The organism is Flavobacterium sp. WC2421, from assembly GCF_040822115.1.
Taxonomy (GTDB): domain Bacteria; phylum Bacteroidota; class Bacteroidia; order Flavobacteriales; family Flavobacteriaceae; genus Flavobacterium.
The window spans coordinates 2,738,840-2,758,180 of sequence record NZ_CP162004.1 but is presented as its reverse complement, the minus strand read 5'-3'; the positions used below and the strand labels follow the sequence as shown (position 1 = coordinate 2,758,180).

Annotated in this window: 20 protein-coding genes; 7 read left to right on the top strand and 13 right to left on the bottom strand. The window is 31.6% G+C overall.

Translation table 11 applies throughout. The annotated features are described in order from the left end of the window. Positions 1-13 precede the first annotated feature (13 nt). Complete coding sequence (locus AB3G33_RS11780) at positions 14-388, top strand: DUF4258 domain-containing protein (RefSeq protein WP_367769691.1); 375 nt, start codon at positions 14-16, stop codon at positions 386-388. A gap of 151 nt (positions 389-539) precedes the next feature. Here AB3G33_RS11780 and ung read toward each other — a convergent pair whose 3' ends face one another. The 3 genes from ung to AB3G33_RS11765 are packed head-to-tail and all read right to left on the bottom strand — an operon-like array spanning position 540 to position 1,861. Continuing rightward, positions 540-1,211, bottom strand: coding sequence for a uracil-DNA glycosylase (gene ung / locus AB3G33_RS11775; protein WP_367769689.1), 672 nt, complete (start codon positions 1,209-1,211; stop codon positions 540-542). 1 nt (position 1,212) lies between these two features. Beyond that, positions 1,213-1,578, bottom strand: a complete 366-nt coding sequence (locus tag AB3G33_RS11770) for a DUF86 domain-containing protein (protein ID WP_367752901.1) — start codon at positions 1,576-1,578, stop codon at positions 1,213-1,215. Continuing rightward, positions 1,571-1,861 carry a nucleotidyltransferase family protein gene (locus tag AB3G33_RS11765; RefSeq protein ID WP_367752899.1) on the bottom strand — a complete coding sequence of 97 codons (291 nt, stop codon included), beginning with the start codon at positions 1,859-1,861 and terminating at the stop codon, positions 1,571-1,573. Before AB3G33_RS11765 ends, AB3G33_RS11770 begins: the two co-directional genes overlap by 8 nt. Positions 1,862-1,931: 70 nt before the next feature. Here AB3G33_RS11765 and AB3G33_RS11760 point away from each other — a divergent pair, with 70 nt between their 5' ends. The 3 genes from AB3G33_RS11760 (at position 1,932) to AB3G33_RS11750 (ending at position 4,968) form a co-directional block, all read left to right on the top strand. Further along, positions 1,932-4,100 carry a DNA mismatch repair protein MutS gene (locus AB3G33_RS11760; RefSeq protein WP_367769686.1) on the top strand — a complete coding sequence of 723 codons (2,169 nt, stop codon included), beginning with the start codon at positions 1,932-1,934 and terminating at the stop codon, positions 4,098-4,100. A 251-nt stretch (positions 4,101-4,351) separates the two neighbouring features. Then, complete coding sequence (locus tag AB3G33_RS11755; protein WP_367769683.1) at positions 4,352-4,765, top strand: thiol-disulfide oxidoreductase DCC family protein; 414 nt, start codon at positions 4,352-4,354, stop codon at positions 4,763-4,765. A 74-nt stretch (positions 4,766-4,839) separates the two neighbouring features. Then, positions 4,840-4,968 (top strand): hypothetical protein, encoded by a 129-nt coding sequence (locus AB3G33_RS11750; protein ID WP_367752891.1) that lies wholly within the window; start codon positions 4,840-4,842, stop codon positions 4,966-4,968. Between the two features lie 52 nt (positions 4,969-5,020). Here the strand turns inward: AB3G33_RS11750 and ettA are convergent, their stop codons facing one another. From ettA to holA, 7 genes are all read right to left on the bottom strand, one after another. Further along, positions 5,021-6,715 (bottom strand): energy-dependent translational throttle protein EttA, encoded by a 1,695-nt coding sequence (ettA, locus tag AB3G33_RS11745; protein WP_367769681.1) that lies wholly within the window; start codon positions 6,713-6,715, stop codon positions 5,021-5,023. A 195-nt stretch (positions 6,716-6,910) separates the two neighbouring features. Continuing rightward, the gene (locus tag AB3G33_RS11740) at positions 6,911-8,014 is read right to left on the bottom strand and encodes a response regulator (RefSeq protein ID WP_367769678.1); all 1,104 of its coding nucleotides are present in this window, start codon (positions 8,012-8,014) and stop codon (positions 6,911-6,913) included. Beyond that, a complete protein-coding gene (locus tag AB3G33_RS11735) occupies positions 8,004-8,561 on the bottom strand; it encodes a chemotaxis protein CheB (protein ID WP_367769675.1) in 558 nt (185 codons plus the stop codon). The genes AB3G33_RS11740 and AB3G33_RS11735 overlap by 11 nt, the downstream gene beginning before the upstream one ends. A 1-nt stretch (position 8,562) precedes the next feature. Beyond that, on the bottom strand, positions 8,563-9,375 hold the full coding sequence (locus AB3G33_RS11730; RefSeq protein WP_367769672.1) for a protein-glutamate O-methyltransferase CheR: 813 nt from the start codon (positions 9,373-9,375) through the stop codon (positions 8,563-8,565). Beyond that, on the bottom strand, positions 9,376-13,431 hold the full coding sequence (locus AB3G33_RS11725; protein WP_367769669.1) for a response regulator: 4,056 nt from the start codon (positions 13,429-13,431) through the stop codon (positions 9,376-9,378). 93 nt (positions 13,432-13,524) lie between these two features. Beyond that, positions 13,525-13,707: a CAL67264 family membrane protein gene (locus tag AB3G33_RS11720; RefSeq protein ID WP_367752879.1), complete on the bottom strand. Its 183-nt coding sequence runs from the start codon at positions 13,705-13,707 to the stop codon at positions 13,525-13,527. 43 nt (positions 13,708-13,750) lie between these two features. Continuing rightward, positions 13,751-14,755 (bottom strand): DNA polymerase III subunit delta, encoded by a 1,005-nt coding sequence (gene holA, locus AB3G33_RS11715; protein ID WP_367769666.1) that lies wholly within the window; start codon positions 14,753-14,755, stop codon positions 13,751-13,753. 94 nt (positions 14,756-14,849) lie between these two features. Between holA and AB3G33_RS11710 the strand changes: the two genes are divergently transcribed. From AB3G33_RS11710 to AB3G33_RS11700, 3 genes are all read left to right on the top strand, one after another. Beyond that, positions 14,850-15,299 carry a type I restriction enzyme HsdR N-terminal domain-containing protein gene (locus AB3G33_RS11710; protein ID WP_367769664.1) on the top strand — a complete coding sequence of 150 codons (450 nt, stop codon included), beginning with the start codon at positions 14,850-14,852 and terminating at the stop codon, positions 15,297-15,299. 13 nt (positions 15,300-15,312) lie between these two features. After that, positions 15,313-16,299, top strand: a complete 987-nt coding sequence (locus tag AB3G33_RS11705) for a glycosyltransferase family 2 protein (protein ID WP_367769662.1) — start codon at positions 15,313-15,315, stop codon at positions 16,297-16,299. Positions 16,300-16,373: 74 nt separating this feature from the next. Then, positions 16,374-17,204, top strand: coding sequence for a flagellar motor protein MotB (locus tag AB3G33_RS11700; RefSeq protein WP_367769660.1), 831 nt, complete (start codon positions 16,374-16,376; stop codon positions 17,202-17,204). A 370-nt stretch (positions 17,205-17,574) separates the two neighbouring features. Here the strand turns inward: AB3G33_RS11700 and AB3G33_RS11695 are convergent, their stop codons facing one another. From AB3G33_RS11695 to AB3G33_RS11685, 3 genes are all read right to left on the bottom strand, one after another. Continuing rightward, complete coding sequence (locus AB3G33_RS11695; RefSeq protein WP_367769658.1) at positions 17,575-18,360, bottom strand: hypothetical protein; 786 nt, start codon at positions 18,358-18,360, stop codon at positions 17,575-17,577. Between the two features lie 33 nt (positions 18,361-18,393). After that, positions 18,394-18,636, bottom strand: coding sequence for a carboxypeptidase-like regulatory domain-containing protein (locus AB3G33_RS11690; RefSeq protein WP_367769655.1), 243 nt, complete (start codon positions 18,634-18,636; stop codon positions 18,394-18,396). A gap of 84 nt (positions 18,637-18,720) precedes the next feature. Continuing rightward, positions 18,721-19,341, bottom strand: a complete 621-nt coding sequence (locus AB3G33_RS11685) for an L-threonylcarbamoyladenylate synthase (protein WP_367769652.1) — start codon at positions 19,339-19,341, stop codon at positions 18,721-18,723.

The following is a 19,341-nucleotide window of genomic DNA, read 5'->3' as shown; positions in this document are numbered from 1 at the left end:
AAAAAAATAATTCATGAAGTTTGCACAACGTTTTGCCTACTATTTAGTGGGATTAGTTATGGGTCTGTTTTTCGTAGCCTTAGTTTTTAGCGGTAAAGACACCCGTTGTAATTATTTTCCAAATTCTAGAGTTTTAAACGACTTAAGAAACAAACCTTTCGATTATTCCGAAAAAGCGTCCAAAGTTTTAGCCGAAGGCTGGATTGACACCATTGATATCAAAAACACTTTGCAATACGGAGATGTTGACTTTGATAAAAGCAATACGGAGTTTCATAAAGCTAAACTATACGTTATTGAAGGAAAGACAATGAAAAATATTCCTATAACACTTAAAATCAGCAACCGCGAGGACAAAGCTACCTTAGAGGAAATTATAAAAAACTAGTACGTTCCTTATTTGGGCGTGCCACCACTAAAAAAAGAGGCTCATTATCAGTACGGTAATGAGCCTCTTTTTTTAGTGGTGTCGGGCTATCCGCGCTACTTGGTAGCTAGCTATTATCCCTCACGCAAACTGCAATCGACTAGCATCTATTCTAAAACCAAGAAATTACAGTCTTTCCCGCTTTTTCTAAATACGCATTTACTTGGCTAAAATGTTTGTTCCCAAACCACTTCCCCTGATTGGCACTCATAGGTGATGGATGCCCCGATTCTAAAACCAAATGTTTTGTACGATCAATTTTCAATCCTTTTTTATGTGCAAATGCACCCCAAAGTAAAAAAACAATTCCTTCCTTTTCTTCTGATATTTTTTGAATAACAGCATCTGTAAACAAATTCCATTTTAAATGTTTGTGACTATTGGGCGTGTCTTTTCTCACGGTTAGCGAAGCATTTAAAAGCAATACGCCTTGCCTAGCCCAAGACTCTAAATTCCCTGAATTAGGCATGAAAATCGAATCCAAATCATCATTAATTTCCCGATAGATATTGCGCAACGATGGTGGAATTCGAACGGCATCATTTACCGAAAAACACAATCCATTTGCTTCTCCTTCCCCATGATACGGGTCTTGACCAATGATAACCACTTTTAAATCATCAAAACTACAATAGTCAAAAGCGGCAAAAATCAACTCTTGTGGTGGATAACAAACGCTATTTTGATATTCTTGCTCCACATTCAAAAGTAATTCTTTAAAATACGGTTGCTGCGTTTCTTCCGATACAATGCTCTCCCACTCCGGATTAAGATTAATTTGCATATTATTTGAATTTCCCTAATTCGGTTTTAATTGCTACTTCTAATTGTGGTAAATAATTTTCACCTATTTCATAAATCACCTCAAAATCCAGCATTTCATAATGATGGGAGATAAAATCACGAAATCGAATAATTTTATTCCATTCTATTTCTGGATAATTATCCTGTAATAAATTATGTTTTCTCGAACTGTTTTTAACGTTCTCTCCTATTGCTTGAAGTCGGGTTACAATTGCGTCTAATAAAATTTTACCGTATTCAGTAGCTACAAAATCGGATGCCACATTGATTTCAGTAAATCTTTTATTACAAATAGTGATGTGTTCTAAAATAGTTTCTAACGAATATTTATAAACGTCATCATACATAAATTAAATCTTTTTCAATACTATTAAAAAAACGGTCCGAAATATGTGGCCCCTTTCTAACAATTTCAATTTTAGAATTTAATTTATCCTCTAAGTAAGAATACAACCCCATTAAAATACTGTAAGAGGGTTTATTAAATTCAACAAAAAAATCAACGTCACTCTCCGGATTTTCTAATCCTTTAGCATAAGAACCAAACAAAGCAATCGTCACAACACCATAATTTTCTTTTAGGTACTGCTTGTCTTTTTGAAGGACGTTAATAATTTCATCTTTTTTCATTAAACAAAGATAAAAAATAATACATTCAAATTACTTTGTAACTTTGTGACTTTGCAACTTATCTCAAAAAATGATATCCATTACCGAAAAAACATTACAAGATTTACAATTTCCAACTGTTCTAGAAACGATTTCAACGATCTGCAATACTGACATTGGAAAACAAAAAGCTTTAGAAATAACTCCCTTTAAAGATAAAGAAACTTTGATGCAGGCTTTAATGCAAACTTCAGAGTATGTTTCGTCTTTTCAAAATAATAATGCAATTCCCAATCATGGTTTTGATGCCATCACACACGAAATTAAATTTCTAGCCATTGAGGATAGTTTTCTAGAAGTAGGAAGTTTTAGAAAGATAGCAACGCTTTCTTCTACAGTGAATTTTTTATTGAATTTTTTTAAAAAGTTTGATGATTATTACCCGCATTTAAACACCAGAGCCAATCAAGTAGAATTGACTAAAGATATTATCACTCAAATTGATCAAATCGTTGATAAATATGGAGAGATAAAAGACAATGCTTCCCCCGTATTACTAGATGTTCGTAGAAGTATGAATTCCGTACGCGGAAAAGTAAATCAAAGTTTTGGATCAGCATTAACGCAATACAATAGTTTAGGCTACCTAGACGACATCAAAGAGAGTTTTGTACAAAACCGCCGCGTTTTGGCTGTTTTAGCCATGTACCGCCGTAAAGTAAAAGGATCAATACTTGGAAGTTCTAAAACAGGAAGTATTGCTTATATCGAACCTGAGGCTACTTTACAATATTCACGGGAACTAAGTAATCTGGAATATGAAGAAAAGGAAGAAATCACTCGGATTCTAAAACAATTATCAAATGATATTCGTCCGTATTTACCGTTATTAAAACAATACCAAGATTTCCTTAGTGATATCGATGTGATTGCTGCCAAAGCAAAATACGCCGATAGAATCAACGGAATCATGCCTCAAATCACTGACAATCGCCGACTCTTTTTTAGAGATGCGTATCATCCTATTTTGTATTTGAATAACAAACAGAAAAGGGAAATCACGCATCCGCAAACTATCGAGCTGCAACAGGAAAACAGAATTATTGTCATATCTGGACCTAATGCAGGTGGTAAAACCATCTCTTTAAAAACAGTTGGTTTATTGCAATTAATGCTACAATCAGGGATGTTGATTCCGGTTCACGAGCGTTCAGAAACCTTTTTATTCGATAGAATACTTACTGATATTGGTGATAACCAATCTATTGAAAATCAACTTAGTACCTACAGTTACCGACTTAAGAACATGAACTACTTTCTCAAGAAGTGCAATCGCAAAACGATGTTCTTGATTGACGAATTTGGTACCGGTTCTGATCCTGAATTAGGAGGTGCATTGGCTGAAATTTTCTTGGAAGAGTTTTACCATAGAGAAGCCTTTGGAATTATTACAACGCATTATTCCAACTTGAAAATCCTTGCCAACGAGTTGCCTTATGCTACTAATGCTAATATGATGTTTGACGAAAAGTCATTGGAACCCATGTATAAATTGGCTTTAGGTCAAGCAGGAAGTTCGTTCACTTTTGAAGTCGCTTTGAAAAACGGAATTCCGTTTAGTTTAATCAATAGAGCCAAAAAGAAAATTGAAGTGGGCAAAGTACGTTTTGACAAAACGATTGCTACTCTTCAAAAAGAACGTTCTAAGATGGAAAAAACGTCTCAAACGCTAAAGGAAGAAGAGACTAAAGCGCGTGAAGAAGGCAAGAAAATGGAGACGATCAATGTCAAAATAAAACAAAAATTAGAGAGCTATCAAGAATTGTATGACAGCAATCAAAAGACCATTTACATTGGCCAGAAAATAGAAGATATTGCCGAGAAGTATTTCAATAACAAAAACAAAAAAGACCTGATAGGGGAATTTTTGAAAATTATAGAAATAGAAAATTCGAAGCGCAAGAAAGCAACGCCAAAAGAAGCCAAAGCTATTGTAGCCAAGAAAAAAGAAGTCATTGAGGAGGTTACAGTTCATGTAGAGGAAATTCGCAAAGAAAAAAAGGAAAAGAAACTAAAACCCATAATAGAAAAACCCAAAGCTATTATACGCTTAGGCGACCGAGTGCGCATGCTCGACGGTAAAGCAGTTGGAACAATTGACAGTATTGAGAAAAATAAAGCAACGGTGAATTACGGTATGTTTACTTCCAAAGTAAGTATGGACGAACTAGAACTAGTTGAAGCAATGAAGAAGAAGTAATCGATAAATAGGGTCATTGCGAGGAACGAAGCAATCACACTAAAATACGTCGACAAACAGAAAATACAAACAGAGTCTTTGTGAGGAACGAAGCAATCACACTAAAATACGTCGACGTACAAATTAAAACTTATTGGAACGGAAATACTTGATGAGATTGCTTCGTTCCTCGCAATGACTCAAGTAATCGAGTCCCATTAATAAAAACTATAAATAAAATTACTCAACAAGACAAATTGTAAAAATAGCTTATGATTGAACTCCCACAAAATAGAAAAATTATCATCTTTGATGGGGCATGCAATCTGTGTAATACAGCGGTGCAGTTTATTATAAGGCATGACAAAAAAGACCGTTTCCGTTTTGTGGCTTTGCAATCGGAAATTGGACAAGAAATTATGAAACATATTGGTGTTGACATCCAAAAAACAGATAGTATTGTTCTTTACGAACCTGGAATCGCCTATTACATCAAAGGGGAAGCGGCTTTAGAAATAGCAAAACACCTAAGTGGTGGAATGGCAATACTATCCATTTTTAAGGCTCTTCCTACTTCTCTAACGAACAATATATACGATTACATTGCTAAAAATAGATACCAATGGTTTGGCAAAAAAGACAGCTGCATGATCCCTACCCCCGAATTGAAATCAAAATTTTTATAACTATTGTTGGTTTATGACTTTTATCATATTAAATTAAAGTCTCAATTTCTATTTTTGATTTAAAATAAAGAAACATGAAAAATATAGCACTTATTACTTGGGATAGTGGTTCCATTATTATCGTTTTTGTCTTTGGGTTTGTTTGCATTGCTTTGGTGGCCACAGTACTTTTACTAATGAAAAACGATAAGAAAAAGAAATAAAAAAAGGATATCTAAATTTAGATATCCTTTTTAATATAGATTATTAGACTAATTATCCTCTAATTAATTTTCTGTATTTCAAACGTTTTGGAGTTAAATCACCACCTAAACGTTTTTTCTTGTTCTCTTCGTATTCAGAGAAACCACCTTCAAAATAATACACATCAGAATCTCCTTCAAAAGCTAGAATGTGCGTACAAATTCTATCTAAGAACCACCTGTCGTGAGAAATTACTACTGCACAACCTGCAAAACTATCCAATCCTTCCTCTAATGCACGTAGTGTATTAATGTCCAAATCATTAGTAGGCTCATCCAATAACAATACATTTCCTTCTTCTTTCAAAGTCATAGCAAGGTGCAAACGGTTACGTTCACCTCCCGAAAGTGTAGACACTTTTTTGTTTTGATCGCTTCCACCAAAATTGAAACGGCTTAAATAAGCACGTGAATTCACTTGGCGTCCACCCATCATAATTAATTCTTGCCCATCGCAGAAGTTTTCCCAAATTGATTTATTAGGATCAATATTAGAGTGTGCTTGATCGACATAAGCAATCTTAACTGTGTCTCCAATAGCAAACTCTCCAGCATCTGGTTTCTCCTCACCCATTATCATTCTGAAAATAGTAGATTTACCAGCACCATTGGGCCCGATGATTCCAACAATTCCTGCTTGCGGCAAAGTAAAATTCAAATTATCATACAATAACTTATCTCCATATGCCTTAGCAACACCTTTGGCTTCAATTACATTGGTACCTAAGCGGGGACCATTCGGGATATAAATTTCTAATTTTTCATCTAATGCTTTTTGGTCTTCGTTCAATAACTTATCGTAGTTCTGTAAACGTGCTTTTTGTTTTGTTTGACGTCCTTTAGCTCCTTGACGAACCCAGTCCAACTCACGTTCTAAGTTTTTTCTACGCTTAGAAGCTACTTTTTCTTCTAATGCCATTCGGCTTGACTTTTGGTCTAACCAAGAAGAATAATTCCCTTTCCATGGAATACCTTCACCTCTATCCAACTCAAGAATCCAACCTGCAACATTATCTAAGAAGTATCTATCGTGCGTTACAGCGATTACTGTTCCTGCATATTGTGCTAAATGTTGTTCTAACCAAAGGACACTTTCGGCATCCAAGTGATTCGTAGGCTCATCTAAAAGCAATACATCAGGTTGTTGTAATAACAAACGACATAAAGCGACACGACGACGCTCTCCACCGGAAAGATTTTTGATTGGAGTATCACCATCTGGAGTACGCAAAGCATCCATGGCAATCTCTAATTTAGTATCAATTTCCCAAGCACCCAATGCGTCAATTTTATCTTGAAGCGCTGCTTGACGATCCATCAATTTGTCCATCTTGTCTGCATCTTCATAATTTTCTGGAAGACCAAATAAGTCGTTGATTTTATTGTATTCTTCAAGCACTTGCATCGTTTCAGCAACCCCTTCACGAACAATTTCGATTACGGTTTTACTGTCGTCCAAAATAGGCTCTTGTTCTAAATAACCTACTGTATATCCAGGAGCAAAAACTACATCTCCTTGGTAGTTTTTATCTACTCCTGCAATAATTTTTAATAAAGAAGATTTACCTGATCCGTTAAGACCTAAAATACCAATTTTGGCACCGTAGAAAAAACTTAAATAGATATTTTTAAGAACGGGTTTATCTGCTCCTGTATAAGTTTTACTCAATTTTGACATTGAGAAAATTACTTTTTTATCGTCTGACATAAATTATTATTTAATTGTTTTAAAGTTATAATGTCATTGAAATAGTATTTAGAACCCTATTCAATCACTATTATAACACACAAAATTAGTAAATTTTTAAAGTGCAAAGGTATTATATTTTTGTCAACAAAATCCCTTTAAACTAGAATGAATAATCGCATCGCTAAATATTGATTACACAACAATTAATATGAATTATGCATTCTTACTTGTAATCTCAATATTAGAAATCACAAACTCACATCCTACATCTGAATTATTTTTAACATCGATAGTAACATTATTTCTCTCCACTAGTTTCTTAACTAAGTTTAATCCAATTCCTGTACTACTTTCACCATTAGAACTATTACCTAAAGTTTGAAACATTTCGAAAATTTTATTATGATACTTGTCCGCTATTCCTGGACCATTATCTTTAATTGACAAAGTGGAATTCTCACTATCTAAACTAATGCTAATTTTTGAAATTTCTTTATTATTATATTTAATAGCATTCGAAACTATATTTGAAATAATTTGATGAAAAGCAATCGGTTGAAATAGAATATCATGATTTAAATTTACTTTCTCAATTTGAACATTTTCTGGTGGATTTATGAGTTTTAAAACTTCATCGAGTGCCAATGCAATATTGACTTCTTCTTTTCCTTCATTATTTTGCACATTTTTACTGTAATACAATAAATCTTCAATAAGTTTAGACATACTTTTTGACGAAGTTTTTACCATATCAAACAATTCAGCAACTTCACCATCAACATTAATGATATGGTCTTCCTCAATTAGATTAATTAATGCTTGAATATTCCCCAAAGGAGTTTTTAAATCATGAGCAATGATATGTGCAAATTGTTCTAACTCTTCATTCTTTTGAGCTAGTGTTTCATTTAACCTTTTTAGTTCTTGATCATAATCCCAAATTTTTAAAAATGATTCTACTTTTTTTCGAGTAATCTCTGTATTTAAAGGTTTAAATAAAAAATCTATAGCCCCTAAGTCATAGGCCTTAGTAATATATTTATGTTCATTGCTAATTGCTGTGACAAAAATAGTAGGAATAAACGCTGTATCTGGATGACTTTTTATAATTTCCACAAACTCATACCCATCCATATCAGGCATTTGAACATCAACAAGAATTAAAGAAACCTTTTTCTTAAGTAATATTTGTAAAGCTTCATTTCCAGACAAACAACATATAATTTCTCTTTCCGGAAGATCTAGAATACTCTTTAAAGCCATCAAATTTTCGGGTTTGTCATCAATTAATAAAAGAGTATGTTTTTTATTTGGCATAGCTATTCATTTTTTTAATAATAGTGTTAAGTGTGCACACTGTATGATTTTTATATATTTCAATTGCCGCTCGGGGCATGGATTCAAATTCGGCTTCATTACAATCTTGAACAATTGTCTCTCCCCTATTCTCTGCAATTATTTTCAATCCCTTTGCTCCATCTTGATTTGCTCCTGATAAAAGTATTCCACAACAATTTTCTTTTAAAACACAAGAAAAAGACTCAAAACTGACATCTATTGATGGCCTGCTATAATTAATTTCTTCTGAAGCATCCAATGAGAAACTTAAGTTTTCATTTAATAACAAATGATAATCGGATGGTGCCGTATAAATATATCCAGCTTTTATAAATTCTTTATCCTCTCCCTCTTTTACTATATAATGTGATTCTAATTGTAAGTAATCTTCTAAAATAGTTTTTGTATTTTTCAGTCTATGTAAAATAATGACGATAGGTATATTCATCTCCTTATCCAATCCTTTTAGAATGGATAATATAAGATTAAAAGAACCTGCTGATCCCCCAATAATTATCGTTTTCATATCATTTTATTTTTTGATAAATTTTTTCCTTGCCATCAATAATTCTAAATTTATCTTGAATCGTGCTGAATCGTAGTGTTTCTTTATTTCCAAGTGCCAAAAACCCATGAACAGGTAAACTATCATAAAACAGTTTTAAAACTTTATTTTGTAATTCGTCATTGAAATAAATTAAAACATTACGGCATAAAATAAGCTGACATTCTTTGAAAACACCATCGGTCACTAAATTGTGTCGAGAAAACAAAATGTCTTTTTTTAGTTCGGCATTTATTATCGATTTCTGTCCATCAGAAACAAAATATTGATTCAAAGATTCTTTACCTCCACATGAAAAATAATTCTTTGAGTATTCTTTGAAATCCTTATTAGAATAAATTCCTTTTTTTGATTTGTCTAAAGCATTTGTACTGATATCAGTGGCGTATAATCTTGATTTACACAGTAAATTCATTTCTTTCAACAGAATAGCCAAAGAGTACGTTTCTTCACCAAAAGAACAACCTGCACTCCATATATTGATTTTAGGGTAACTCTCTAAATAAGGAAACACATTATTTATTAAGGATTTGAAAAAGTCTGGATCTCTAAAAAACTCACTTACATTCACAACAATTTCATTTATGAAAGTATTAAAATTTTCAGGATTGTTCACTAATTCATTCTTTAAATGAACGATTGTAACCAAGCCAGATAGTTCCATAAATCGATTGATACGTCTCAAAAGGGAAGCTCTAGAATACCCTTCAAAGTCGTAACCATATTGTTTTTTTATTAAAAAAACTATTTCATCTATGTCGCTAAATTCTATCATTTATTTATATACCCATATACTAATTAAAGAAATAAGCTGTTGTATATCAATTGGTTTCGATTGATAATCAGATGCTCCTGCATTTAATATCTCTTCACGATCTCCTTTCATTGCCTTTGCTGTTAGTGCAATAATAGGAAGGTTTTTCCATTTAGGATTTTCTCGTATTTTTTTAGTTGCTTCAAAACCATCCATCTCAGGCATCATAATATCCATTAGGACAATATCTATAGTTGCGTTGTTCTTTAAAACCTCAAGTGCTTCAATACCATTAAAAGCAGTTAAAATAGAAGCTCCCTTAGTAGTTAATGCACTCGAAAGGGCATAAATATTTCGAATATCATCATCAACAATCAAAATTGTTTTATCCTTAAGCACTTCACCTCCTAATAAATTTTGGACTGTTTTATTTACCTTTTTATTAGAAGTCTCCACAGTATCAAGAAATAACAGTAATTCATCTTTTAATCTCTCTGTAACATTGCTGGTTTTTATTACGACTCCATCTGCGCTATTTTGCAGTTCTAATTGCTCTTCATCTGTTAAAGATTGTCCTGTATTTACGATTATATTAATCTGATCATTTTTAGATATTTTTCTAAGCGCAGCTATATTTGCTATGTTCTTAGAATCAGGCAAACCGATATCCATAATCGCACAATCAATATCATCATTCATTAAGATATGCTCCGCTTCTTTAAAAGTATGTGCCTGAACACAAATTACGTTTCTGTCGCAATTATGAATTAATTCTTTAATTGAATAATTAAGGCTCACGTCATCTTCTAAAATCAATACTTTTTTAAATACTTTATTTATTTGAATATCGATTGACTCAAAAGCACTTTTTAATTTATCCGTAGTTATAGGTTTAATTAAGAAATCAAAAGCTCCCATTTCTTTGGCTAATTTCTCTCTATTCATTCCGGACATCACATGAACAGGAATGTGTTGTAATTCTTTATCTTCTTTTAGCCATTTTAAAACAGTCCAGCCATCAATTCCAGGTAATTTCATATCTAGAATAATTGCTTTGGGCTTGTATTTTTTGGCATATTGATAACCTGTTTCTCCTTGATAGGCAACAATTGCTTTAAAACCATTGTCATGAGCTACTTGTAACAATACATCCGCAAATGAAGCGTCGTCCTCAATAATCAATATAGTCTTGTCATCTACCGAAACAAAATTTCGATCATCATTAAGATTTTCTGATAAATCTAAAACTGCTTCCAAAGGTCGAGAAGTTTCTACTCTTTTCGATTCTGTTTTAGGATCAGTAATAGGTACTGGTTCTATACGTTCCACTTTATTATCTTGAAAAGTAACTGGAATATGAACACTAAAAACACTTCCGTTGTTTAGCTCACTTTCAAATGCTACTTCCCCTCCTAGTAATAATGCTAATTCTTTAGATATAAACAATCCTAAACCTGTACCACCATATTTTCTACTGGTAGAACTATCCGCTTGTTGAAATGTTTGAAATAATTTCTTTTTGTTTTCTTCTGAAATTCCAATTCCATTATCTTCAATATAGATTGACAAAATTTCATCTTGTTTCAATTTAGCCAATATTTCAGAAGTAAAATCAGTCTTATTTGAACCTGATGAAAAGCGCAAAGAAACGGTCCCGCTGTCAGGTGTAAACTTTAATGCATTGGACAAAAAGTTTTTAAGAATTTGTTCTAGCTTTCCAATATCTGTATGCAATTTTCTGGGGCAATCTTCAGTAATGGTTGTTATAAATTCTATTTTTTTCTTTTCCATTTGAGCTCTAAACAAGCCATCCATATCCGAATAAACTCGTTCAACGATAGAGTCCTCAGAATAAATCTCGACTTTACCAGCTTCAATTTTAGAAATATCTAAAATATCAGTGATCAGGTTCAATAAATCTTTACCTGAAGAGTTGATTACTGAAAGGTTATCAATTTGTGGATCTGTTAAATTGCCTAAATTATTTTCTTTTAAAAGATCCGAAAGTATTAAAATACTATTCAAAGGAGTTCGTAATTCATGCGACATATTAGCCAAAAACTCCGACTTGTATTTACTTGCCTGTTCAATTTCATCCGCTTTAATACTTAATTCTTCTTGAGCAATAACCAATTCTTCATTTTTAATTAGAACTTCATGGTTTTTATTTTCAAGTTCACGCCCTTTCTCTTCAAGATACGCATTCGTTTGTTCTAATTCAGAAGCTTGATTTCTAAGTTCTTCCTCAGATTGCTGTAACAACATAGACTGTTTGTTCAACTCCTCATTACTTTGTCGAAGTTCTTCTTCTTGAACTTGTAAAATATTATTTTTAAGTTTAATTTCATTAACAGAAACTTTCAATTCTTCGTTACGAATATAAACTTCAATGGCACTTCCCATAGATTCTGAAACAGTGTTCAGAAAAGTTTCATGATCTTCACTAAAATTTGTAAGAGATCCTATTTCTATTACTCCAATCACTTCGTTTCTATAAGAAATAGGTGTGATTAAAACATTAAAAAATGGCGATTCCCCTAAAGAAGAGGCCAAATAAGAATAATTATTAGGCAAGTTATTCAAGCATCTCTGTTTGTTTATTTGAGCCACTTCGCCAACTAAACCTTCTCCAAACATAATAATTTCAGGAGTATTCTTGTTGTCTGCATATCCTCCTATTTTATTCAATTGTTTGTTATCCTCAGCTGAATTAATAATATAAAAATTAGCTTGACATCCTTTGGTCTGTTCCACAAGTGTAAGGCAAATATTCCTTCCAAACTCATTTAAATCTTTTGAATCTAAAATAGAATAATTTATTGCACTAATACTTTCTTTCATTTTATTAATCTCCGATGTTTCATCCTCCATCCGCTTCAATTCAAGAGACATTGCATTCATTGACTTATTAAGAGTGTCATTTGGGCTTCTTAAGTTAATTTTTGTCCCATATTCTCCAGAACTTATTTTAGAGGCCAAATGAAACTGTTCTTTCATCCCTTCCAATAACTGATTGAAAGAATTACTAATATCTACAAATTCTGAATTTCCAAAAAAAGCAGGGTTACGTATAATTTTACCTTGCGATATTTTCTTAATCGTATTAGACATAACATTTAGAGAACCAGATAATTGATTAACTAATTTATATAATAAAATAAAAGTGATTGTCAAAAACAGTAAAAGAATTGAAACTAAAATTAGTACACTTTTTAATGCGTCCGCTTTTTCTTTACTAGCAAATTTTACAATATAATTTAAATTTTGTTTTTCTAATTTCGCTATGTTTTTTACTATTAAAGTAGAATTAATCCACCATTCCCTAGGTGAAAGTTTTAATTTATTATCTATTACATTTTGTGCATTACCACTGAAAGTAGTATAGGAATTGGATTTTTGAAATTTTAAAAGATCTTTATTAATTGAATCCAATCTATAGTTTGATAATTTAAACTCAACACTTCGTACATATACTTTTGATTGAAAGTACAAATCTAATAAGGTGTCATCATTTTTTTTATCAATTAAACTCTGTATAACGACCCCTCTTTTTAATAAAGCTGCCCTTTTTAATAGCACATAATTAGTATAATTATTGGCCAAAGTAGTAATCTTAGGATATTTACAATACACCACTTCTCTATCAATTAAATTTATTAGATTTTCATTGATAATAGTATATTTCACAAAGGATGTTATAGGAGTTTCCTTTTTGTTTTCAATACTCTCATGAAGATTTATTATTGTTGTATATAATTTTTTAAAATCATTCGATATTAAAGTGTCTTTAAAATTATTTTTAAAAAACCACTCATTTGTTTTTTGCTTACTTTCTAAATATTTTTTTTTAATAGATGCATCAAAAAGGGAATAATTATGCAACCCCCTTTCGGTACCAATCAGCTCAATTCCTTCCGAAAGTGTAGCGATGTTTTTGATGTTATCTAAACTTTCATCTATGTTTTTATAGTGTTCTAAAGAGAAGTTTATATTTGAAACAGTAGTATAAATTAACCCTGAAAAAGGAATTAATAGAATTAATATTAACTGAGATTTGATTGATAATTTATTCCACATAGCTACTTCTAATTTTATTTTATAAATATATTATTATAAATAAAAAAACACTATTTACATAGTGTTTTTTTTGTCTTTATATAGTATCCCTAATTACAACCTCCCTTTTAATGAACTAAAAACCCAAGCGTTTGCTAAAAACCCAACTCCAACAGCGGCAAAACCCCAGCCCGAAACATCGCGGTATCTAAAGGCGCCAAGACCTATTAAAAGTAATCCCATTACTATCATAATTAAAGTTGCCCATCCTAGGATGGTATTCTTATTCATTCCCATAATTGTGGTATATTTAAAAAACAAATATCGTGAATTTTAGCGGCTAATTAAATATATTATAAAGCATTTCTTTTAATAAATCAGAATTTGACATCGCATTTGCACCAACTCCTTTACTTTTTACGTCAATATCTCGCAACGAGGCTACTATTTGACTTACTTTTCGCATCGGATAGTTCTTTATGGCTAAATCATACTCTTTTAAGAAAAAGGGATTAACACCCAAAACTGTAGCGACATTTTTGGGATTTCGATCCTTTAAACCATGGTATTTTAATAATTGAATAAAAAAACCAAAAACTAAACTTGTAGTTACAACCATTGGATTTTCCTTTGGGTTGTTTGCAAAATTTTCAGCAATTGTATACGCCTTCAGTTGGTTGCGCTCCCCTATTGCTTTTCTCAATTCAAATACATTAAAATCTTTACTAAATCCAATATTCTCCTCAATATCTTTTGGTGAAATTGTACTGCCTTTTGGCAAAATAATCTGCAGCTTTTCAAGTTCGTTATTGATTTTACTTAAATCTGTTCCTAAAAACTCGACTAGCATAGCCGAAGCTTTAGGCTCAATATTATATTTTTTTCCTGCTAAAACGCGCTTAATCCAGTCACCAACTTGGTTCTCATATAATTTTTTACTCTCATAAACAATTCCTGCTTTCGCTAATAATTTGGTGGCTTTCTTTCGTTTATCCAGTGTTTTATATTTATAACAGATAACCAATACTGTGGAAGGCATGGGGTTTTCGGCATAACTTTCTAATTTATCAATAGTACGACTTAACTCTTGTGCTTCCTTTACAATCACAACTTGACGATCTGCCATCATAGGGTAACGCTTAGCAGTAGATACAATATCTTCTATAGAAACATCTCTACCATATAAAACCGTTTGATTAAATCCTTTTTCTTCTTCCGTGAGGATATTCTTTTCTATATAATCGGAGAGTTTATCTATATAATACGGTTCTTCCCCCATCAAAAAATAAATTGGCTTGATGTTTCCTGCTTTTATATCATTTACAATTTTTACAACCTCGTCCATGCTTTTTTTGGGTTTAAAGTTTAAGGTTTAAAGTTTGTCGTATCGTGTACAACTTTAAACCTTAAACTTTAAACTAAATAACTATTTTTGCTTCATGCAAAAACTAAATTTTCAACTTTATAACTTTCGGTTCAAAAATAGCGAAAATAAAGTCTCCATTTTTGATGAAGTCAGGAAAAAATTTATCATTCTTACTCCCGAAGAATGGGTTCGACAACATGTGGTACAGTTTTTACTAGAAGAAAAAAAATACCCGAAATCATTAATAAACGTTGAAAAAGTATTAATGGTCAATGGCTTACGAAAAAGATACGATGTGGTTGTTTTTAATACTGATGGTTCTATTTTCATTTTAATTGAATGCAAAGCCCCTGAAATAAAAATAGCACAAGCTACTTTTGACCAAATTGCCCGTTATAACATGACGATGAAAGCCCAATATTTAATGGTAACTAATGGATTGAATCATTACTTTTGCCAAATGGATTTTGAAAATGAAAAATATCAGTTTTTATCCGAATTACCCATGTATATAGTCCAATAATCAAACTCTTTAAATGAAAATAGCTGTTGTCATACTCAATTGGAACGGAGTACAATTATTAGAACAATTTTTACCTTCAGTGGTGAAAAACTCACCCGAAGCGACTGTTTATGTAGCTGATAATGCATCTACGGATGATTCTATTTCATTTGTAATGGCCCATTTCCCTACTGTAAAAATCATAAAAAATGATAGCAATTTGGGTTTTGCTGGAGGGTATAACGAAGCTTTAAAACAGATTGACGCGCCAATTTATGCTCTTATCAATTCAGATATTGAGGTAACTGAAAATTGGTTAAAACCCATTATTGAAACTTTCGAAAAGGAACAAAGAACAGCAATTATTCAACCTAAAATTTTAGATTACAAGAATAAAGAGAATTTTGAATATGCAGGCGCTGCTGGCGGTTTTATTGATCAATATGGCTATCCTTATTGTCGGGGACGCATCTTTGAGACGATTGAAAAAGACTACGGTCAATACGATGACGAATGTGAAATATTCTGGGCTTCAGGTGCTTGTTTTTTTATTCGTAGTTCCGTTTACCATGAATTAAATGGATTTGACGCTGATTTTTTTGCACATCAAGAAGAAATTGACTTGTGTTGGCGTGCGTTTAATAAGGGATATAAAATGGTCTACAACTACAAATCGGTGGTTTATCACGTGGGAGGAGCTACCTTGCAACAAGGAAATCCGAGGAAAACTTTCTTGAATTTCAGAAATTCATTGTTAATGTTAACAAAAAATTTGCCCAAAGAAAAGTTATATTCTATACTCTTTTACCGTATGCTATTAGATGGATTAGCAGGGATACAATTTATTTTTAAAGGTCAGTTTTCACATTTTACCGCTATTTTAAAAGCTCATTTTTCCTTTTATCGTTTATTTTCAAATACTTACAAAAAAAGAAGCGATTTCCAGTTAAAAAAATACTATACATGCCAAAGTATCGTTTACAACTATTATGTAAATGGTGGCAAGGTATTTGTAAGCTAATTTTAACACTATTTTATATATAATATCTAATCATTAAAAACTAACTTTGTAATTGAACCCTAATTAAAAATTTTATGAAAAAAATCGTAATTGCATTATCCGTTCTAGCTCTTTTAACATCTTGTGTGTCTAAGAAGAAATATGCCGATTTAGAAGCTCGTAACAAAGAGACTCAAGATCTATTAAATTCTTGTACCGTTAAATTAAACTCTTGCCTAGAAGAAAAAGCAGGTTTAACAGCTACGGTTGCTGGTTTAAAAGATCACAATCAAACTTTGATCAATACGTCTAAGGACATGACGATTTTGACTACTAAAGGAGCTGAAAATATTGAAAAAGCTTTAGAGTCAATTAAAGAAAAAGATTTAAAAATTAGTAGAATGCAAGATGCATTAACTAAAAAAGACAGTGTTACACTAGCTGTTGTTACTAGTTTAAAAAGTGCCGTTGGAATTTCTGATCCAGACATCGAAATAAATGTTGAAAAAGGGGTTGTATTCATTTCAATTGCTGATAAATTATTATTTAAATCAGGAAGCTACGAAGTTACTGATAAAGCAAAAGGAGTTTTAGCTAAAGTAGCTAAAGTAGTAAATGACAAACCAGATTTCGAATGTATGGTTGAAGGACATACTGATAGCGTTCCTTACATTGGAAACGGTATTTTACTTGACAACTGGGATTTAAGTGTGAAACGTTCTACTTCAATTATTCGTGTATTAACAAATCAATTGGGTGTTAAACCAGAACAATTAATTGCAGCAGGTAGAAGTTCTTACGTACCATTAGTTGCTAATGATACTGCAGAAAACAGAGCTCGTAACAGAAGAACTCGTATTGTAGTTTTACCTAAAATTGATCAGTTCTACGAAATGATTGAAAAAGAAATGAAAAAACAACAATAGTTTTATAAAAAATTCTTTTAAAACATAGACAAAGCGCCTTGAAATATCAAGGCGCTTTTTTATGGAATTTATTTTTGTATGTTTAAAATAGAAAAAGTATGAAAAATAGAAAAAGCAGGTCGTTAGACCTGCCTTAATGTATCCTTAACCTTTTTTAATAACCAATTAAATATAATTAAGAATAACATGCTTATACTTAGTAAATCTTCATCATTCTTATACAAATGTAAATATTAATTCAACACAATTCGTTTTTTTGCAGTTTTATTTAATTTTTTTATAAAATTTACAAACTCCCTTTTCCTTCTCTAATTATAACGGGCTCATCACCAGATAAATCAGATTTCTCCATTTAAACACAGTCAAAAATTTATTTTAAAATACCTGTATTGTATATTTCATTTTCGGGAACATAAACATAATTTAAAGGTAGCCTATCTCCCACTTTTTCTTCTGAAAGTTTCCCCGAAAAAACAATGTTTTCTATTTTAGAATTATTACCATCTGGATAAACATAAAAAACATCCGTTTCAAAAATAATTCCTGAATGCTCATTTTTATTAAATATTAGATCATAAGATGCGACCTCATTTATGTTCTCCTTTTTATATTCCTTTGCCAGCACTTCTACTTTTACAAAATCTTTTTCCCTTTCAATTTTAAAGCAGTTCTTAGGGTCAAGAACATTCTTATTGTGAATAATTAAAAATTGCTCTTTATCCCAAATATTATTAGCCAAATTTAAAAAAAAATGAACTTGAGAACCTTCGTACGCTTTTTTTCGAAGTGCTAGAATTTCATTCGAATTATCAATTTCTTCAAACCGGCTTAATCCACTATAATAGCTTTCAACTAAATCCTCTTTGGTTACACTTAATTTACTAAAAGTGGCTTCAAAATTGGTTAATTCGTAATCTATTTTATATCCTAAGGAAGGGTTTGAAATTAGTAATGGCTTATCTGAGAATGCCTTTAAAACAAAATTTACTTTGTCATATCTGAAATAAATATCATCTTCATTTTGTATTTTTAATAGTTTACTATTATGTGTTTGCCCTAAAAAACAGTCTCTAAATATTTGTAATTTTTGCTTTCTAGTAAATTGATCTTTCCTTTTTACAACTACTCCTTTTAGAGAATTTAACGAAGGAGTCAAAGTAATAGTTAGCTCTTTTGTAACATCAAGTCCTTAAAGATATTCAGTTTGATACCCCATAAAGCTTATTACTAAAATACTATTTGTTTTAGGTTCATAATGCAAATCAAAATTTCCGTTCTCATCTGATATAGTAGCTATTGTAGTGCCATCGATATAAATATTCACACCCGACAATGGTACTTTTGCTTTATTGAGTACTTTTCCTCTAATACTATTTTGAGAAAAACAATTTAAAGCGACTGTCAAAAAAAACAAAACCATTACATTTTTCATAAATTGAATTGATTAAAAACTAATTATTACAATCTAATTTAGACCATTATTCTTAACAATTTCAATTATTTTGTACTATTTTTTTTATAAAATATCCAAACTCCCTTTTCCTTCTCTAATTATAACAGGCTCATCACCAGACAAGTCAATAATTGTTGACCCTACGTTATCTCCATAACCACCATCAATTACCATATCTACTAGGTTTTGCCATTTCTCAAAAATTAGCTCCGGGTCAGTAGTATATTCAATTACATCATCATCATCATGAATGGATGTAGAAACAATAGGATTTCCTAATTGACGAACAATCTCAAGTGCAATCGAATTATCAGGAACACGAATACCCACTGTTGTTTTCTTCTTGAATTCTTTAGGTAAGTTATTATTACCTGGTAAAATAAAAGTATAGGGACCTGGCAAAGCTCTTTTTAAAAGCTTAAAAGTCGAAGTCTCAATTTGCCTTACATAATCAGAAATATTGCTTAAGTCATGACAAATAAATGAAAAATTAGCTTTGTCTAATTTAATTCCTTTAATCTTCGCAATGCGTTCTAGTGCTTTTGTATTGGTAATATCACATCCCAACCCATACACAGTATCTGTAGGATAAATTACCAATCCGCCATCCTTTAAAACCTTCACTACTTTGGCAATAGCCGCTTCATTAGGGTTATCAGGGTATATTTTTATAAATTGAGCCAT

Bases quoted from the DNA above. Each gene is read 5' to 3' on its own strand.
- AB3G33_RS11780 (WP_367769691.1), top strand. From the start codon at position 14: ATGAAGTTTGCACAACGTTTTGCCTACTATTTAGTGGGATTAGTTATG.
- ung (WP_367769689.1), bottom strand. From the start codon at position 1,211: ATGCAAATTAATCTTAATCCGGAGTGGGAGAGCATTGTATCGGAAGAA.
- AB3G33_RS11770 (WP_367752901.1), bottom strand. From the start codon at position 1,578: ATGTATGATGACGTTTATAAATATTCGTTAGAAACTATTTTAGAACAC.
- AB3G33_RS11765 (WP_367752899.1), bottom strand. From the start codon at position 1,861: ATGAAAAAAGATGAAATTATTAACGTCCTTCAAAAAGACAAGCAGTAC.
- AB3G33_RS11760 (WP_367769686.1), top strand. From the start codon at position 1,932: ATGATATCCATTACCGAAAAAACATTACAAGATTTACAATTTCCAACT.
- AB3G33_RS11755 (WP_367769683.1), top strand. From the start codon at position 4,352: ATGATTGAACTCCCACAAAATAGAAAAATTATCATCTTTGATGGGGCA.
- AB3G33_RS11750 (WP_367752891.1), top strand. From the start codon at position 4,840: ATGAAAAATATAGCACTTATTACTTGGGATAGTGGTTCCATTATTATC.
- ettA (WP_367769681.1), bottom strand. From the start codon at position 6,715: ATGTCAGACGATAAAAAAGTAATTTTCTCAATGTCAAAATTGAGTAAA.
- AB3G33_RS11740 (WP_367769678.1), bottom strand. From the start codon at position 8,014: ATGCCAAATAAAAAACATACTCTTTTATTAATTGATGACAAACCCGAA.
- AB3G33_RS11735 (WP_367769675.1), bottom strand. From the start codon at position 8,561: ATGAAAACGATAATTATTGGGGGATCAGCAGGTTCTTTTAATCTTATA.
- AB3G33_RS11730 (WP_367769672.1), bottom strand. From the start codon at position 9,375: ATGATAGAATTTAGCGACATAGATGAAATAGTTTTTTTAATAAAAAAA.
- AB3G33_RS11725 (WP_367769669.1), bottom strand. From the start codon at position 13,431: ATGTGGAATAAATTATCAATCAAATCTCAGTTAATATTAATTCTATTA.
- AB3G33_RS11720 (WP_367752879.1), bottom strand. From the start codon at position 13,707: ATGGGAATGAATAAGAATACCATCCTAGGATGGGCAACTTTAATTATG.
- holA (WP_367769666.1), bottom strand. From the start codon at position 14,755: ATGGACGAGGTTGTAAAAATTGTAAATGATATAAAAGCAGGAAACATC.
- AB3G33_RS11710 (WP_367769664.1), top strand. From the start codon at position 14,850: ATGCAAAAACTAAATTTTCAACTTTATAACTTTCGGTTCAAAAATAGC.
- AB3G33_RS11705 (WP_367769662.1), top strand. From the start codon at position 15,313: ATGAAAATAGCTGTTGTCATACTCAATTGGAACGGAGTACAATTATTA.
- AB3G33_RS11700 (WP_367769660.1), top strand. From the start codon at position 16,374: ATGAAAAAAATCGTAATTGCATTATCCGTTCTAGCTCTTTTAACATCT.
- AB3G33_RS11690 (WP_367769655.1), bottom strand. From the start codon at position 18,636: ATGAAAAATGTAATGGTTTTGTTTTTTTTGACAGTCGCTTTAAATTGT.
- AB3G33_RS11685 (WP_367769652.1), bottom strand. From the start codon at position 19,341: ATGGCTCAATTTATAAAAATATACCCTGATAACCCTAATGAAGCGGCT.